The sequence below is a fragment of the Paenibacillus wulumuqiensis genome (assembly GCF_000971965.1).
Classification (GTDB): Bacteria; Bacillota; Bacilli; order Paenibacillales; family Paenibacillaceae; genus Saccharibacillus; species Saccharibacillus wulumuqiensis.
The window spans coordinates 13,513-29,878 of record NZ_LAQP01000023.1 but is presented as its reverse complement, the minus strand read 5'-3'; the positions used below and the strand labels follow the sequence as shown (position 1 = coordinate 29,878).

Genomic DNA, 16,366 nt, shown 5'->3' with positions numbered 1-16,366 from the left:
GAGAACGGATGTTACATATTTATGGCTCATCCTCTTGATTTATACGGTTCGTCGTCTGATGTACACCCTATCGCTGATATTCCCCAGCACATCCCATAAACGAAGGAGATTTATTCACAAGTATGCGTAAGCCCTGGAAAAAGTACTCCATCGCCGTGTTGGCGATACTGCTCGTCGTCTATGTTCTCGGGGTGAATTTCCCGCATTCTTCCGTATTGGCCCACAAAATATGCAGTTCCTGGGTGGCCGCCAAAAACGAGGTGTTCTATTACGAACACTATAACCAGCTGGATGACCACAATGTGGCGCTGGCTGCCGATTATGTGGTACCGGAAGGCACCGCCGACAAAGTGCCTGTACTGATGTATCACTATATCGTCCCGCAAAAGCTCAATACCGAACCGACCAACAACTCCATTATCAACCTGGAGTCGTTTGAACAGGATATGAAATACCTGCATGACCATCATTATCATACCGCTACCCTGCAGCAGCTGGAGCAGTATGTGAATGAACAGATCTCGCTGCCGGAGAAGACCGTCGTGATCAGCTTTGATGATGGATATCAGAACAACATTATCTATGCGTATCCGATTATGAAAAAGTACGGCTTCCACGCGACCATGTTTGTCGTCGGCTCCAAGATTCAGGAGAAGACGCAGAAGTTCAATCCTTCGCGCACCAGCTATGTATCCCGCGAAGAAATGAAAGCCAGCGAGGATGTATTTGAATATAACAGCCATACGTACGATCTGCATTTCAAGGCGCCTTTGCACTGCGGAGATGATTATGCTGCCGGCATGGACCCGGATCGGTTTATGGCCGATGATCACATCATGCGTGAACAGGCAGGCATCAATACACCGTACTTTGCCTATCCATTCGGCGACTTCCGGATGCAGATGATCTACGCGCTCAAGCAGTCTGGCTACCGGATGGCCTTTACCGTGCATCAGGGCTTTGTCCGCCCCGGCGATGACCCGCTCAAGCTGAAAAGACTGACCGTCGTGTCGAGCACCAATATCGGAGAGCTGCTGAATCTGGAGCATGACCCGGACGGCTCTGCACCGGTGGCGTTCTAAAAGAGCTCCATATAGGTAAGCAAAAAGGACCGAAATGCTGGCAATCGCCGCATCTCCGGTCCTTTTTGGTCTGAATATTCTCACCTGGTTCGATCTTGCTTAGAAGCTTGTTCAATCTCTTATCCAGATGTATCTTTCTATCCGGTGTATCCTCTCTGCCTCAATTGAAATGGTCAGAAGAAAATGCTCAACGATTAACGGTCAGCAACCGGCGGGATATCGGCCGGGTCCGAAGCTTCCTGCGGACGATCCAGCAGGGCACCAGCGCCATAATCGGTGAAGTTTTTGATAAACTGCAGCGCTTCGGCACGGGTCAGCGGCTGGCTGCCTTTGAAGGAAGCGACCGATACCTGATTGGAGTCACTGCCGTTCGCCAGGCCAAATGCGAGCAGATAACGGATCGCATTGTTGCCACTGAAGTTAACGCCGTCTGCCGCAGCGATCATTTCCGCCACTTTGGCACGGGTGATCACCTGATTGCGGGAAGCGAGAGCGGTGTAGCTTTTAACCGGGTAGTTCAGCGCTTTGGCGCGATTATAATAAGGAGCCGCCCAGTTTCCCTTGGTGCTGGCGGTCACTTCCGGCTCATAGGAGCGGATCAGCATCGTGAGAAATTCAGCTTCGGTAACCGTCTTGCCCGGCTTGAACTGGCCATCCTGATAGCCCTTGACCAATCCGGAGCTGTACCCCCACTGGATCGTCTCCAGCGCCCAGTACTTATCGGAAATATCGGAGAAAGGAAGACCGGTCGCCGCTTCCGTCGTACGCGATGCACCTGCACTGAACAGGGACAGCAGCAGACAGACAGCGAGCAGCATGCTTGTAAACGATTTTAGATTCATGGCTGTACACCTTTCTATTCTCAACATCGGCATGATGTGTAAATGGTTGGGATAGGATACCGGACCTGCCCGGTGCTTCCGCCCGCAGGCAGTGCAGCACGGCACAGGTCCGGTGATGATTCGGTAACGGTTGACAAAGCAGTGATTAACGGGTCGTAAACTGCATCACAAGCGGGTTCGTCAGACCGGTAGACTGGTCTGCAGCTGCGCTGGATTTGCCTTTGACCCCTTTCTCAATAATAACGGTATACGTCTGGTTCGCTGCGAAAGAGCCGTTAGCAGCGGTAATGAAGATCCGGTTGAACTTCACGGACAGGTTCACATTGCTGACTGCATTGCCGCTGCCATCCAGTATGGTGACATTGTCGGCAGTGATCGAGGACTTGTCGATATATTTGTACGTCGAGCTCTTGAGAGCGGCCTGCAGGCTGATTCGTACCGGCACCGAAGCGCGCAGATTCGCCTTGCTTGGCAGATCCTTGATGCCCAGACTTTGTTTGAGCTGGTTGAGCTGTTTGTTGAATTCGGCATTGTTCATATCTTTTGCGGCAAAGCGGGCTTTCATAAAGTCGGATGCCTTACCGGAAGACTTGGCATTGTTCAGATGCTGCTGTGCCTTTTGGGCTGGTGTAGTGACAGCCGGAGCGGCTGGAGCTGTATCCTGAGCCTTTGGTGCAGCAGGTCTCGGTATACCGCCGCCTCCGCCTCCGCCTCCACCACCGCCGCCCCCGCCACCGGCAGGAATCTGTGCGACCTGATCGCTAGGCGGTGGAGTCGGTACAACCGGAACCGATACGGCAGGAGCTGGTGCCGGTGCTGGCGTTACCGCTTCAGGAGCTGGTGCCGGTGCAGGAGCTGGTGTGCTCTCGGTAGTCGGTACAGCTGCTGTACGTCCGGAGATGGTGACACCGGAAGATTCATTGCCTTTGACATCCACGGTTTTCATTGTAAAAGTATAGTTGGTATCGGCGGTCAATCCGGCTGCCGAATAGACATTGCCGGTCACGGATTGTACCCGGTGATTCTGTGCATCATATACATGAACTTTGGCAAAATCGCTGTCTGCCGGGTTCTGCCAGTTAAAGGTCAGATAATCTGTCCCTTTGGCAGCCAGCTGCAGGTTTTTCACTTCGCCTGGTGCTGTCGTATCAACCTGCGGCTTGAAAGTCACAAAGCCGTAGCCATACTCGTTATCCCGACCTGCAGGGCCCAGGTCGACTGCATAGTTCTGCAGATCGCTGCGCAGCGTGGCCGGGGATGCGCCAGGATACTGCTGCTTCAGAATAGCCAGCATTGCAGCGACGTGCGGTGCGGCCTGGGATGTTCCATCCATGATGGCATACTGGTTATTCAGATAAGTGGAGACGATATCCACACCCGGTGCAGCCACTTCCACTTTGGGACCGGTGGAGGAGAAGCTGCCGCGGTTCAGATTGCTGTCTACTGCTGCAACAGCGATAACGCTGCTGTACTGGGCCGGATAGTTCACCGTATCTGTACCGGCACCGCTGTTACCTGCGGAAGCGACGACCATAATGCCGCTATTGTAGGCCTGATCCAGCATATTGTGCAGCAGCTGGGAATCGTATTCGGTGCCGAGGGACATATTGATCACGTCCATATGGTTCTTGATCGCCCAGTCGACGCCTTCCAGTACATCCTGCAGATTGCCTTTGCCATCCGGTCCCATCGTCTTGACTGCATACAGCTGTACGCCCGGAGCCATACCGGTTACCTGGCCGTCTCCGTTGCGTGCAGCGATAATGCCGCCGACATGGGTACCATGGCCATTATCATCCGTATATGACGAGGTATAATCAACGGTTGATACGCCGCCGGCAATCGTCAGCTCCGGATGGGGTGCGATACCGGAATCGATGACGGCCACCTTGATCCCCGTACCGTTGTATCCTTTATCCCAAGCGATGTTGGGCTGCTCCGCCTGATAGTTCCAGCGGGATTGTTCGTTCACATTAATGGCTGATGCCTGCGCGATCACTTGCTCATCCGCAATAGTAAAAGGAACATTGCGTTCCACATAAGCGATATTCGGGTCCTGTACAAGCTCTGTCAGGTCCGCTGGACTAACTGTAGCCGACACGGCGGGAACGGTGGCAAATTCATGCTGGATCTCCACGCTCTGCTCCAGAACCGCTTTCTTGCCTTCCTGGTTTTTGTAGACAACGATGACCTCCTGGTCGGGGCCAGACGCTGTAACGACGGACTCTTCCCCATACACCAGACCTGTACCAAAAGCACAGGAAAGTGTAAGCAGGGAGGCTGTAAATACGGGCATTATTTTCTTCATAGATGCGGGTCTCCCTTTGGTCAGACAAGATTCAGACTCGTTCATGGCTTCCGGTTCATCATTCGGGAGAGCTGCCAGGCTCTCCATCAGGATTACGATATATATATTCGACTCCGGCGGGCCGCCGAACGAAGTAGCTGTGCTGTCTGTCTTATAGTCTTAGCCAGAATGTGCCAACTTCCGAATAAGGATGCATGTATTGATTCATCAAGAAAGGCTGCGATTATAGTCAGGAATAGGGAAGGGAAACAGGAGGATGAAAAGGATAAAATCAACGAATTTAATCATATATCGGAAAGTTTCGACAAGCTAACTTAGTGGATTATATCGGATGAAAGTTAGCGATTATGTAGAGTAAACATAAAAAATATCCTCCCAAAAATGGGAGGATACCTATAAGAGCTTACTGGCGAGCCAGCAGTCGATACCAACCGGCTGGAACAGGGTAAATCTGTCCGCTTGACGCCATATTTCATAATAATGATTTGTAGGGATTAACCGCGCTTCACTTCTGTGGCTTCGAATACTTTGGCATCCAGTGGAGCCGTAGCGAATTCCTGCATATCCTTAACGAACTTTTGGAAGTGTGCAGTTGCATTATGTTCCTGCATCGCCTGTGCATCTTTCCATTCTTCAACCATGGTGAACAGGTTGGACTGCTTCACATCGCGCTTCAGCACATAGCTGATATTGCCTTCTTCTGCCTGGGAAGCTGTTACCAGTGCATCAATTTCGGTCAGGAACTGATCGACTTTCTCGGGTTTGATCAACATATTCGCATGAATAATGAACATAGGTATATCCTCCTCAGTAGTTATGAACTGTAATAAGCTTACTTTACAAGTATACCCTAATATGCGATAAATCCCAAACCCAAGCAGCTATTTTTCTTTCTATTATAGCTATAATGTGCATGTAATGATGGACATATCCATCATCATCCCGATCAGATCAGCAGATTAAACAGATTCGGATCACGGTTCAATTCCACGTACTGGATATTATGACTCTCCATCCGTTCGATCAGCGCGCCGTAATCATCCGGCGAGCTGAGCTCAATCCCGACCAGTGCCGGGCCGTTCTCCTTGTTGTGCTTCTTGGTATATTCAAAACGAGCGATATCATCATTTGGTCCGAGTACCTTTTCCAGGAATTCGCGCAGGGCACCGGCACGCTGCGGGAACTTGATCGTAAAGTAGTATTTCAATCCTTCGTAGATCAGGGAGCGTTCCTTGATCTCCTGCATCCGGTCAATATCGTTATTGCCGCCGCTGATCACACAGACGACCGTTTTGCCCTTGATCTGCTCGCGGTACATATCCAGCGCAGCGACCGGCAGTGCTCCTGCCGGCTCGGCGACGATGGCATTTTCATTGTACAAATCGAGGATCGCGGAGCAGGCTTTACCTTCCGGCACTTTGACCACATCATCCAGCACCTCGCGGCAAATATCATAGGTCATCTGTCCGACCCGCTTAACCGCTGCCCCGTCGATGAACTTGTCGATCTCGTCCAGGGTAATGACTTCATTGCGGGCAATTGCTTCGCTCATCGAAGCCGCACCCAGCGGCTCGACGCCAATAATACGGGTCGATGGGCTAATCGTATGAATATACTTGCCGACTCCAGCCGCCAGACCCCCACCGCCAATCGTCACAAATACATAATCCGCCGGTGTATCCAGGCTCTCCATAATTTCCATACCGATCGTGCCGTTACCTGCGATAATATGCGGATCATCAAATGGATGAATAAAGCTCATCCCCTGCTCCGTACATACTTTCATCGCTTGAGCATAGGCATCGTCAAACGTATCGCCCACGAGAATGACTTCCACATTCGTACCGCCGAACTTTTTCACCATTTTCACCTTTTGGTTCGGTGTGGTGCTCGGCATATAGACTTTACCGCGTATATTCAGATGTCTGCAGGAAAAGGCAAATCCCTGCGCATGGTTGCCCGCACTGGCACATACAATACCCTTGCTGAGCTCCTCAGGGGAAAGACTGCGGATCCGGTTGTATGAGCCCCGAATTTTAAAAGAGCGGACCACCTGCATATCCTCACGCTTCAGGTAAATCTCGCACCCATATTTTTCCGATAATGTCACATCCCGCTGCAGGGGCGTACGCACAATCACATCCCTCAGCACATGATGGGCACGTATAATATCCTCCATGCCGACGGTCTGCGAATTGTATTCATCCGTTGCTTTCATTGATTCTCTCCTCACTCCAGACGCCTGAGTCTAATAGTTATCTTGTCTGATCCTCGTTCTCGTTCTCATTCACTTTCACTTTCTCACTAACCTGCCATTTTTCTAAAGTACTCCTAACTTTATTCATTTTCAAGTATCTTTATGAAAATGGCAAACTTCTTTGTGCATTGGCGGGAATGGTGCTGCTGTGGATACGGTGCATTTTGCGTGTGGGCATATAGCTAGTTATGGGTGGAATGTATGCGTTGCGTATATTGAGAAAAGTGGATAAGGGACAGCAGGCGCTGCACAAAAGGATCGTACTTCCGCTCTCTGTTAAGATCGCCTATCCTGAATAACTGCTTGCAGCAGTGGATAGACGATCTTAAAGGAGAGCTTCAGTACGATTCCTTTTGCTTCGCTCAGCGGGGTTTATTTACTTTGGTTTCAAAGATAAAGGCAGAGATCTCATTCGTGCTCTGAGAATATTATTATGGCTCAGTGAATGTTCTCTCTATTTTTTAAATATTGTGCCGCACAAACCATGTGCACGAAGCAGTTCGTCCCCTGGCATGCAGACGGGCAAAAGAGATACTCCATTGGTTTTAGACCTGCTTGCCTATTTCCATGCTTGCTGCCCATCTATTTCTGCATTATTGCTCACTTATTTCTATATCGCTGGAAGTCGACACACGAATCATTTCAAAACGAACTGTTGCATTTGGATTGACAATTCGTCTTTTTCTGCATCGGCAGAGTCCTCACGCACCTTACTTGGAGATATCATGCCACTCTACAATAAACTCTCCTTCAAAATTGCTGCCCTCATGCTTGCTCCGCTCTTCGAGCGCATTCCCGCATTCGCAGGACATTTGGTCGGCACCATAATTGTCCGTTCCAAAACTAATACGCTCATTTCGAAAATTGGGACGTCTTCCCGGCACGATCTTCTGTTCCTCGCCGCATTTCAAGCAGCGGATCATAAATCCGGCTTCCATACTGCCACCGCCTTCTGTAGTTATTCATAATGTGAGCTTATTCCAAAAAATCCTTCAATCGCTTGCTGCGGCTGGGGTGTCTCAGCTTGCGCAGAGCCTTCGCCTCAATCTGACGAATACGCTCGCGGGTAACGCCGAACACTTTACCCACTTCCTCCAGGGTTCGTGTACGGCCATCATCCAATCCAAAACGAAGACGCAGAACATTCTCTTCACGTTCGGTGAGTGTGTCCAGCACATCCTCCAGCTGCTCCTTGAGCAGCTCATATGCAGCGGCATCCGCTGGGGCCAGTGCTTCCTGATCCTCAATAAAATCACCAAGATTCGAGTCGTTCTCTTCGCCGATCGGCGTCTCCAGGGACACGGGCTCCTGAGAGACCTTCATGATCCCTCTCACCTTTTCTATGGTAATCTCCATTTCCTTGGCGATCTCTTCCACAGTGGGCTCGCGCCCGATTTCCTGCAGCAGCTGCCGGGATACCCGGATCAGCTTGTTGATCGTCTCCACCATATGAACCGGCACGCGGATGGTTCTGGCTTGATCGGCAATTGCTCGGGTAATGGCCTGCCTAATCCACCAGGTTGCATACGTACTGAATTTGTACCCCTTGGTATAGTCAAACTTCTCCACCGCTTTGATCAGTCCCATGTTCCCTTCCTGAATTAAATCCAGGAACAGCAGGCCGCGGCCGTTATAACGCCTCGCAATACTGACAACCAGCCGCAGGTTCGCTTCAGCCAATCTACGTCTCGCCGCTTCATCCCCATCCTCGATTTTTTTGGCCAATTCCACTTCCTCTTCTGCGGACAGCAGGGGAACACGCCCGATTTCCTTCAAATACATCCTAACCGGATCATCCATTTTAATGCCAGGCGGAAGGACTAAGTGGTCCTCCATATTCAGATCATCCATCAAGGGAGCATCTGAATCATGCGGCTGCCCTTCTTGGGATTCGTTGTCTACATCAATCCCATTTTCAACCAGGAGCTCAAAAAATTCATCGATCTGCTCTTGGTCTTGATCAAACAGAGCGAGCTTATCCATAATTTCCTTGTTGGTCAGCGATGCGTTCTTCTTTCCTTGTTCCAATAAAAACTCTTTCGTTTGTTCAAACGTAAACTCAGTGTCTAATCCTGCCTGCTGTTCGTTCGTCATCCTTCAGCTCCCTCCGCCTTGAAAACGTAATTTACTTTTGTGTTTTCAAGCTTGTATGTAATGATTCTGCTTTCCGGGTCGTGACTATTTCTCTACAGCACTGTGGCCGATAAACATCCGGTCAATTAGGTTGTAGAGTGTATCACCAGCATCGCAATCATCGCAGGCAATGAAAATTGCACCAACAGCCTTCCGATCTTCTCTTCGCCCAATTTTTGAACCTGATCCATGATTCGCCACCTCTCTCAGATTACATACCGTTTCAATTGCTTTCTTCATTCTCGTGTAAAAATTTCATTTCGGTACTTGACATCATCTCGAAATTATGTTATGATTAATCTTGTACTATAAATATATGATAATGTAATCTTTTTCCTTTTACAACCTTATTTTCACTTTTAATGTTTTTGTACATTGAGTCGTCTGTTCAACCTTATTTCGATGCTTAATCGGAATAAGGTTTTTTTGTTTTGGGGAGCGTTATAATGGGCAGCTCGCGTCCCTACAACAAAACAAGGGTGCATTCCCAGTTTCTCTGGAAATACCCCCTTGTTATCTCAAAAGCTTGCCATGTGATGTCTATCGACAATATGCTAACGGGTTTGTCGGCAGGGCTCCAATTCGCTTGGGTCGCCATTTCCGATTTGCGAAAACAAACAAGAGTCTTATAATACCCGAAAGCACGGCAAACCCCTGGTCTGGCGGAATGAATGCCGCACCGATCCTTCTCCATATCAAAAAACATGCAGGTTCCAAAATTTCTAGGCTGCTTCTCCAGATCCATCCTGCTTTTTTAGGCATGGATTTTACTTTCTTCTTGATTATTTTAAGCTCCTGCTCCGTCACGGGAACAGGTCCGCAGCACATTCCATTGCAGCCTTTGCATGGTAAATCTTCCATAATACTCTCCTTTCCCATCGGTAATAGAGGGGAGCAATTATATTGAAATAGGCTCGTGAGCATCATGATTATCGCTTACCAGGAGATATCAATCTACCTCCACAAAGTTATTTATATGACGGATGTAAAATGAATTGCAACACCTCGAATGAAATATAAAAAGACTCATGGCCGGATTCGTGTAGAATGAAGTTACCACACCACCTTCTATAAGGAGAATCCGCCATGAGCTGCACTCATTTTAGTATAATCGAACGCAGCAAACTAGAACTCTTGCATAGTCAGGGAGCCGGAATCCGAGCGATTGGCCGGGTGCTGGGCCGGTCAGCGGGAGCTGTCAGCCGAGAACTCAAACGTAATGGATCGTCTGGACGGTACGACGCGCAAGAAGCTCAGCAGGCCTATGTTTACTTTGCCGATCCATATTCTTCCTGGCAGCGAGGTTCCAAAGAAAATGCGAACGGATGGCTTCGAGAGTTTTTTTCCCAAAGGCCATGATTTTGCCAAAGTGTCCGACGCTGAGCTTCAGCACGTGCTTCACCTGATTAACAACCGGCCTCGCAAAGGTTTAGGCTGGAAGTCGACACACGCATCGTTTCAAAACGAACTGTTGCATTTGGATTGACAATTCGTCATACAACAAAAGGCCCCTATACAAGGAGCCTTCAACCCGCGCAAATGGAAAATGCAGCGGTGGTATGCTTAGTCGACGACGATGACCTGGACGCCCATTTCTTCCAGCTCGTGGATCGCTTCTTCGGGCAGCTGGTCATCGGTAATGAAACGGTTGAGATCTTCCATGCCCATGAAGCGGACAAGGGATTTGCGGCGGAACTTGGAGCTGTCGGTCAGCAGAATCAGTTCATCGGAGATCTCGATGATCTTCTTTTTGAGCTGAACATGCGCTTCGGATGGCTCGGTTAATCCACGGGTGAGATCAAAGCCGTGGCAGGAGAACAGGAACTTGTCCACATGATAGCTCTCGACCATTTTCTCGGCATGAATGCCTGTGTTCGCCATGGAATCGCGATCCAGATAGCCGCCGATGAGAATCACGTTAATCTCTGTCTTGGGTACCAGCTCATTGGCAATCGCCAGCGAGTAGGTCAGGACGGTGAGCGGACGGTTGGGCAGCTGTTTGACCAGATGCAGGCAGGTGGTGCTCGCATCGAGTGCGATCACATCGCCTGGCTGAATCAGGGACAGTGCATGTTCGACGATCGCTTTCTTCTCTTCTATGTTCTGGGTCTCCCGCTGAATCGCCGGAGATTCATACTGTTCACGGTTGCGATTGAATACCGCTCCCCCGTGAGTCCGCACAACGATACCTTCCAGCTCCAGCCGTTCCAGATCACGCCGGATGGTCTCTTCGGTTACATTAAAACGGCGGCTGAGCCCGGATACCCGGACTGTCCCTTCCGCTTCAAGGATACGCAGAGTTTCCATTTTGCGTTGTGCTGCGGATAATGCGTCTTGTCGCCTCGGATTTTTGCTGCTCATTGAGTACACCTGGCCTTACTATTATAAATTATCAATCTAATCTGCAAGCTTCGTAGCCGTTTCCATATATCATTAGGTATTCCAACCTGTCGGGCATGGATCATAAAATCAGTTAACCGCTTGGATGTGCCAGTATATTGCACTGGCGGAATGTCTTATCTGCATCCGCATAATTGGCATCATAACCCCATGTAAACGCTTATTGTTTGCACTGTTAATGACCGTGCGTCTGCAAAATGTTCATATATTTCAATATACCGTATTTAGGAGTTACTCACAATAAAAAAGGGCTTATTCTCTTATTTAATCATTGGAAATCTCAATTTAGTGTTACTTTTTACATTTAATGTATTTTGTTATGGTTATCTCTTTTGAAATTGCCTGAATAAAAGGGATCCTTACGCTCGCTGCTCTTCTCCCAAAGCACGATTTTTGTATAATTCATGGGATACCTCTTGTCTTTCTATATGAAAATGATTATCATTATCATAAAGTCACACCATCTTACATATGCCGTGTCTATTCAGACAGCGGCCCACTAGAGATCAGGAGGTCATTATGTTCAAGCACAAACCCGCGCTGCTGCTCGCGCTGACACTAACCCTGTCGGTTATTGTTACCGCATGCGGTGGCAGTTCCACAGGCACCACCTCTTCGGCAAGCAACACGACCGGTGAAGCAGCGACTACGGCTTCTACCACCCGTGAATTCGATACGGACAAAGGCAAAATCACTATTCCGGCCAAGCCTCAGCGTATTATTACCGACTACTATGGCGGTGAACTGCTGGCTGTGGATGCGAACGTGATCGGTGTAGAACCGACGGCGTTCAAGAATCCTTTTATCAAGGACAAGCTGGCTGAGCACAAGGCTCAGGATGTAGGCACTCCGCTGAATATGGAGAAAATTCTTGAGCTTGACCCGGATCTGATCGTCGTAATGTACGATGACAATTATGATGCGCTGTCCAAAATCGCACCTACTGTGCATATTCCGTTTGGCACAGCCAAAAACATCCGTGAAACGGTAAATCTGTTTGGAGATTTGACAGGCAACACCGAGCAGGCCAAGCAGTTCCTCGCCGATTATGACAAAGCCGCTGCTGCCGGACGCGAGAAAATCAAGGGCGTAGTAGACGCCAATACCACAGTCGGATTGTATGAGCTGACTGACAAAAATGCACTCTGGATCTTTGGCGATAATGCCGGACGCGGTGGTCAGGCTGTATATGATGCTTTGCAGCTGAAGATGCCTGCCAAGATAGCCAAAGATGCGCAGACAACCCAGCTTTCGCTGGAAGCCCTGCCGGAACATGATGCGGATTATATGTTCCTGACGTTCTATGATCCCGAAGGCAAAAGTGAAGCACTAAACAAGCTGAAAAAGTCGCCGGTATGGAGTTCACTGCCTGCTGCCAAAAACAATCATATTTTTTACAATGATTATAATACCTTCTATCCTTATGACCCTATCGCAATCAAAGGGCAAATTCCATTATTCGTGGACATGATCCTCAACAGCCAGCCGGCAAAATAAACCCGGTTATAGCTGTCTGAAGCAGCTATCCATTGGATCTTGCTCTATCTGTACGCATATTCATATGTATATAGTAACAATCTATTCCAGCAGCCTGTATGGTATGCGCAATTTTCTCCATATTTACGGCCAAAAACAAATAATAACGCCCTGATCGCAATTGGTCAGGGCGTTATTGATATCTATGGATACGCTGCTTTACTACGGCTGTTGCTCTGTTAAGGCTGCCGCTTTAATAGTATTCAGCCCGCTTTTGCAGAACGCAGTCAAATCACACGGCTCAGGAAATGCTCCAGAAAGCGGTCTGCATCCACATCAAGCGCCACATCAATATGTACAGCAGGTGTATCGTGAATGCCTGTCGTTTTGCCGAGGCTGTCCGGATCGGTGCACTCGACCTGCACGGCATAAGAAGCGGTACGGACAAAGCTCGGATCGATCGCCACGCCGACCGCGAGCGGATCATGGAGTGCGCAGCCGCGGCCGCTTTTGACGACGCCTTTGTACGCTTCCATATAAAAGTCGGTCATATTCGCCAGGAACAGCGCCAGCTCGCTGTTGGTACGTCTCCACTCTTCCAGATGATCGGCGGTCAGCAGAGTGCGCATCGTCACATCCAGACCGACCAGCGTGATCGGCATGCCCGATCCAAGTACCAGCGCCGCTGCATCCGGATCAGAATAGATATTGGCTTCGGCAAAAGGCGTTACATTGCCCGGTACCGTCACCGCGCCGCCCATAACGACCAGACGGCCGATCTGTCCTACAATCTCCGGCTGCTGCTGAATCGCGCGTGCAATATTCGTCAGCGGGCCCACCGCGATCACCGTTACCTGCCCGGGATTCTGCTGGATCTGCTGTACGATAAATTCGGCAGCTTCCATCTGCTCCGGCTGGCGCGGCGCAGGCTGGCGATACTGGTTGCCGATGCCATCCTCTCCATGAATATGACGGGCAAAAGGCTTGGTATAATCGCGACTCAGTGGCTTGGCTTCGCCCGGATAGACCGGAATCTCCTGATCCAATTGCTCCAGTACAACGAGCGTATTGCGAGTCGCTTCCTCGACCGAGATATTGCCAAATACAGTCGTAATGCCGAGCAGCTCCAGCTCAGGTGAATGCGCCGCATACGCCAGCGCGAGGGAATCGTCGATACCTGTATCTACATCAAGAATTACAAATTTCATCATTAATATTCTTCCCTTTCCTTTTGCAAACCGTTATGTACCTGTATAGTACAGGGTATTATATCATGGGCTGATCACTGTAAACCGTTCATTATACAGTCTTTATCCGTATTACCCGGAGACCTGCTATGTTCTATCATAAGTCTGCTGATGTCCCACTGACAATACTTGATATCCTGAATTTTATATGTTTCAACTGGCAGCTCCGGCAGGTTATATGCCATGTCAGCTATTCAATTTCGCAAATATTACCCGTTCCAGCTTCACAGCACTATAGTCAATTAGGTATTTTTTTTGTAGAATAAGAGGACATGTGCTGGAAGACATCAAATGTAACATGTGATGTCAAGGCAATATTACTCTCTGTTCAGTCAGAGCGCTCTGTCAGGTTGTCAGCTGTATTCATCTGATCAGAGTAAAAGAAATGGAGGATTTTATGAAGAAATCTAGGTTTATGTGGTTATCCATGGCTTTCCTTCTTTTCTTCGCGGTATGTGCCGGTAACTTAAGCCAGACGGCCACTGCCCAAGCCGGAGAAGGCAAGACGTATTCTATTGGAACGGATGTTACTTTTGCACCGTTCGAATTTCAGCAGAACGGCAAGTATGTAGGGATCGACCTTGATCTGCTGGCTGCCATTGCCAAGGATCAGAATTTCAAATACGAGATCCGGCCGCTTGGTTTTAACGCTGCCGTACAAGGTCTGCAATCCAATCAGCTCGATGGCATGATTGCCGGTATGAGCATTACCGATGAGCGCAAGCAGACATTTGATTTCTCGGAGCCTTATTATGAATCCGGTGTTGTTATGGCGGTACGCCAGGATAACAATGAAGTCAAAAGTTATGAAGATTTGCGCGGACAGCGTGTTGCTGTCAAAATAGGTACAGAAGGTTATAACTTCGCCAATTCGATCAAGGACAAATATGGATTTACACTCATACCGTTTGATGATTCCGTGCAAATGTACGAAGAAGTAACAATAGGTAATTCGGTAGCCTGCTTTGAAGATTTTCCCGTGGTGGCATATGCCATCCAAAAAGGGGTGCAGCTGAAGACCGCTACGGAAAAGGAAAGCGGTGCTCCTTACGGTTTTGCAGTCAACAAAGGCCAAAGCCAGGAACTGCTGCAAATGTTCAACAAAGGACTCGCCAATGTTAAAGCAAGTGGAGAATACGATCAGATCGTCTCCAAATACCTGGGCAGCGCCAAGCCTGGTGAAGAATCCACTACACCACCTGCACCAGTCAGCAAATGGAAAATCGTGTCCGATGCGATTCCAGCCCTGCTGAAAGGTCTGGGCATGACCCTGATGTACACAATCATTTCCCTGTTCTTTGCATTTATTCTGGGATTGATCTTCGGCTTTATGAAAGTCAGCCCGAGTAAGACGGCCCGTGCGATCGCGACTGTATTTGTCGATATCTTCCGCGGTATTCCGCTGCTCGTACTCGGATTGTTTATTTACTTTGGTATTCCCGGCGCCTTCGGCTTTAAAATGCCGCTGATTGTGGCTGCCGTACTGGCGCTCAGCCTGAATGCCGGTGCCTATGTGACCGAGATTATCCGTGGTGGTATCCAGTCGATCGACAAAGGACAATTGGAAGCTGCACGTTCACTCGGTCTGTCAAACCGTACAGCCATGATCAAGGTTATTATTCCACAGGCAGTCAAAGTGATGATTCCATCGTTCATCAACCAGTTGGTCATCACACTGAAAGATACGTCCATCATGTCTGCTATTGGTCTAATCGAGCTTACCCAATCCGGTAAGCTGATCGCAGCCAACAACTATCAATCTACCGTCATCTACGGAATGGTTGCCATCATGTACCTGATCGTAATCACGATCCTGACCAAGATTGCAGATGCGCTCGAAAGGAGAACACGCCGTGGGTAAAGTTCAAATTTCCAACCTCAAAAAGAGCTACGGCTCTAATGAAGTACTCAAGGATATCAATATGAAAATTGACGAAGGCGAAGTGGTATGTGTTATCGGGCCATCCGGTTCCGGTAAAAGTACGCTGCTGCGCTGTGTGAACAAGCTGGAGGAAGTAACCGCCGGTGAAGTGATCGTCGACGATTACAATATCAGCGATCCCAAGACCGATATCAACAAAGTACGTGAAAATATCGGGATGGTGTTCCAGCACTTCAATCTGTTCCCGCATATGAGCGTGCTCAAAAACATCACTTTCGCTCCGGTCGAGCTCAAAAAGCAAACCGAAAAAGAAGCGAGAGAAATCGCGCTGAAGCTGCTGGATCGCGTTGGTCTGGCTGACAAAGCGGATGCATTCCCTGCAAGCTTGTCCGGTGGACAAAAGCAGCGTGTGGCGATTGCCCGTGCGCTGGCGATGAACCCGGATGTTATGCTGTTTGACGAGCCTACCTCCGCGCTTGATCCAGAGATGGTCGGCGAAGTACTCGGCGTTATGAAAGACCTGGCGAGCGAGGGCATGACGATGATGATCGTTACCCACGAAATGGGCTTTGCCCGTGAAGTGGCTGACCGCGTTGTCTTTATGGATGGCGGTTATATTGTGGAAGAAGGCGAGCCGGAGCAGGTATTCGGCAATCCGCAGCATGAGCGTACGATCAGCTTCCTGGAGAAAGTGCTGTAAGCGGATCGGATGTATGCCTGCCGCAAACAGGAACTTTGC

13 protein-coding genes and 2 pseudogenes are annotated in these 16,366 nt (G+C 49.2%); 6 read left to right on the top strand and 9 right to left on the bottom strand.

Annotated elements, in window-relative coordinates; genetic code table 11:
• The first annotated feature begins 122 nt into the window (after nt 1-122).
• Complete coding sequence (locus tag WH45_RS22175) at nt 123-1,082, top strand: polysaccharide deacetylase family protein (RefSeq protein WP_046216605.1); 960 nt, start codon at nt 123-125, stop codon at nt 1,080-1,082.
• Nucleotides 1,083-1,276: 194 nt separating this feature from the next.
• Here WH45_RS22175 and WH45_RS22170 read toward each other — a convergent pair whose 3' ends face one another.
• The 7 genes from WH45_RS22170 to WH45_RS24035 form a co-directional block, all read right to left on the bottom strand.
• Nucleotides 1,277-1,924: an S-layer homology domain-containing protein gene (locus WH45_RS22170; protein ID WP_046216604.1), complete on the bottom strand. Its 648-nt coding sequence runs from the start codon at nt 1,922-1,924 to the stop codon at nt 1,277-1,279.
• Between the two features lie 145 nt (nt 1,925-2,069).
• On the bottom strand, nt 2,070-4,232 hold the full coding sequence (locus tag WH45_RS22165; RefSeq protein ID WP_052723921.1) for a S8 family serine peptidase: 2,163 nt from the start codon (nt 4,230-4,232) through the stop codon (nt 2,070-2,072).
• Between the two features lie 494 nt (nt 4,233-4,726).
• The gene (locus WH45_RS22160) at nt 4,727-5,026 is read right to left on the bottom strand and encodes a putative quinol monooxygenase (protein WP_046216603.1); all 300 of its coding nucleotides are present in this window, start codon (nt 5,024-5,026) and stop codon (nt 4,727-4,729) included.
• 152 nt (nt 5,027-5,178) lie between these two features.
• Nucleotides 5,179-6,450, bottom strand: a complete 1,272-nt coding sequence (gene ilvA / locus WH45_RS22155; protein ID WP_046216602.1) for a threonine ammonia-lyase IlvA — start codon at nt 6,448-6,450, stop codon at nt 5,179-5,181.
• 749 nt (nt 6,451-7,199) lie between these two features.
• Entirely contained in the window at nt 7,200-7,427 is a 228-nt protein-coding gene (locus WH45_RS22150; protein WP_046216601.1) for a hypothetical protein, read from the bottom strand.
• A 37-nt stretch (nt 7,428-7,464) separates the two neighbouring features.
• Nucleotides 7,465-8,583 (bottom strand): RNA polymerase sigma factor RpoD, encoded by a 1,119-nt coding sequence (gene rpoD / locus WH45_RS22145; RefSeq protein WP_046216600.1) that lies wholly within the window; start codon nt 8,581-8,583, stop codon nt 7,465-7,467.
• A gap of 502 nt (nt 8,584-9,085) precedes the next feature.
• Nucleotides 9,086-9,316 (bottom strand): YkgJ family cysteine cluster protein, encoded by a 231-nt coding sequence (locus WH45_RS24035; RefSeq protein ID WP_235338455.1) that lies wholly within the window; start codon nt 9,314-9,316, stop codon nt 9,086-9,088.
• Between the two features lie 392 nt (nt 9,317-9,708).
• Here WH45_RS24035 and WH45_RS24030 point away from each other — a divergent pair.
• Together WH45_RS24030 and WH45_RS24025 are read left to right on the top strand one after the other, a co-directional pair.
• Nucleotides 9,709-9,783 (top strand): annotated as a pseudogene (locus WH45_RS24030) (hypothetical protein); the annotation flags it as partial.
• Between the two features lie 105 nt (nt 9,784-9,888).
• Nucleotides 9,889-10,108, top strand: a pseudogene (locus tag WH45_RS24025) (IS30 family transposase); the annotation flags it as partial.
• A gap of 77 nt (nt 10,109-10,185) precedes the next feature.
• On the opposite strand, the gene WH45_RS22130 reads toward WH45_RS24025, so the two are convergent.
• Nucleotides 10,186-10,983: a DeoR/GlpR family DNA-binding transcription regulator gene (locus WH45_RS22130; RefSeq protein ID WP_017814577.1), complete on the bottom strand. Its 798-nt coding sequence runs from the start codon at nt 10,981-10,983 to the stop codon at nt 10,186-10,188.
• Nucleotides 10,984-11,541: 558 nt separating this feature from the next.
• Between WH45_RS22130 and WH45_RS22125 the strand changes: the two genes are divergently transcribed.
• Complete coding sequence (locus WH45_RS22125; RefSeq protein ID WP_046216598.1) at nt 11,542-12,519, top strand: iron-hydroxamate ABC transporter substrate-binding protein; 978 nt, start codon at nt 11,542-11,544, stop codon at nt 12,517-12,519.
• A gap of 266 nt (nt 12,520-12,785) precedes the next feature.
• On the opposite strand, the gene WH45_RS22120 is transcribed toward WH45_RS22125, so the two are convergent.
• Nucleotides 12,786-13,709: a nucleoside hydrolase gene (locus tag WH45_RS22120; RefSeq protein ID WP_082097055.1), complete on the bottom strand. Its 924-nt coding sequence runs from the start codon at nt 13,707-13,709 to the stop codon at nt 12,786-12,788.
• 463 nt (nt 13,710-14,172) lie between these two features.
• Between WH45_RS22120 and WH45_RS22115 the strand changes: the two genes are divergently transcribed.
• Nucleotides 14,173-15,606: an amino acid ABC transporter substrate-binding protein/permease gene (locus WH45_RS22115; RefSeq protein WP_407668048.1), complete on the top strand. Its 1,434-nt coding sequence runs from the start codon at nt 14,173-14,175 to the stop codon at nt 15,604-15,606.
• Nucleotides 15,599-16,327 carry an amino acid ABC transporter ATP-binding protein gene (locus WH45_RS22110; RefSeq protein WP_046216596.1) on the top strand — a complete coding sequence of 243 codons (729 nt, stop codon included), beginning with the start codon at nt 15,599-15,601 and terminating at the stop codon, nt 16,325-16,327. Before WH45_RS22115 ends, WH45_RS22110 begins: the two co-directional genes overlap by 8 nt.
• The last annotated feature ends 39 nt before the right edge of the window (nt 16,328-16,366 follow it).

Coding starts and splice junctions, on each gene's coding strand:
- WH45_RS22175 (WP_046216605.1), top strand. CDS start 123: ATGCGTAAGCCCTGGAAAAAGTACTCCATCGCCGTGTTGGCGATACTG.
- WH45_RS22170 (WP_046216604.1), bottom strand. CDS start 1,924: ATGAATCTAAAATCGTTTACAAGCATGCTGCTCGCTGTCTGTCTGCTG.
- WH45_RS22165 (WP_052723921.1), bottom strand. CDS start 4,232: ATGAAGAAAATAATGCCCGTATTTACAGCCTCCCTGCTTACACTTTCC.
- WH45_RS22160 (WP_046216603.1), bottom strand. CDS start 5,026: ATGTTCATTATTCATGCGAATATGTTGATCAAACCCGAGAAAGTCGAT.
- ilvA (WP_046216602.1), bottom strand. CDS start 6,450: ATGAAAGCAACGGATGAATACAATTCGCAGACCGTCGGCATGGAGGAT.
- WH45_RS22150 (WP_046216601.1), bottom strand. CDS start 7,427: ATGGAAGCCGGATTTATGATCCGCTGCTTGAAATGCGGCGAGGAACAG.
- rpoD (WP_046216600.1), bottom strand. CDS start 8,583: ATGACGAACGAACAGCAGGCAGGATTAGACACTGAGTTTACGTTTGAA.
- WH45_RS24035 (WP_235338455.1), bottom strand. CDS start 9,316: ATGGAGAAGGATCGGTGCGGCATTCATTCCGCCAGACCAGGGGTTTGC.
- WH45_RS22130 (WP_017814577.1), bottom strand. CDS start 10,983: ATGAGCAGCAAAAATCCGAGGCGACAAGACGCATTATCCGCAGCACAA.
- WH45_RS22125 (WP_046216598.1), top strand. CDS start 11,542: ATGTTCAAGCACAAACCCGCGCTGCTGCTCGCGCTGACACTAACCCTG.
- WH45_RS22120 (WP_082097055.1), bottom strand. CDS start 13,709: ATGATGAAATTTGTAATTCTTGATGTAGATACAGGTATCGACGATTCC.
- WH45_RS22115 (WP_407668048.1), top strand. CDS start 14,173: ATGGCTTTCCTTCTTTTCTTCGCGGTATGTGCCGGTAACTTAAGCCAG.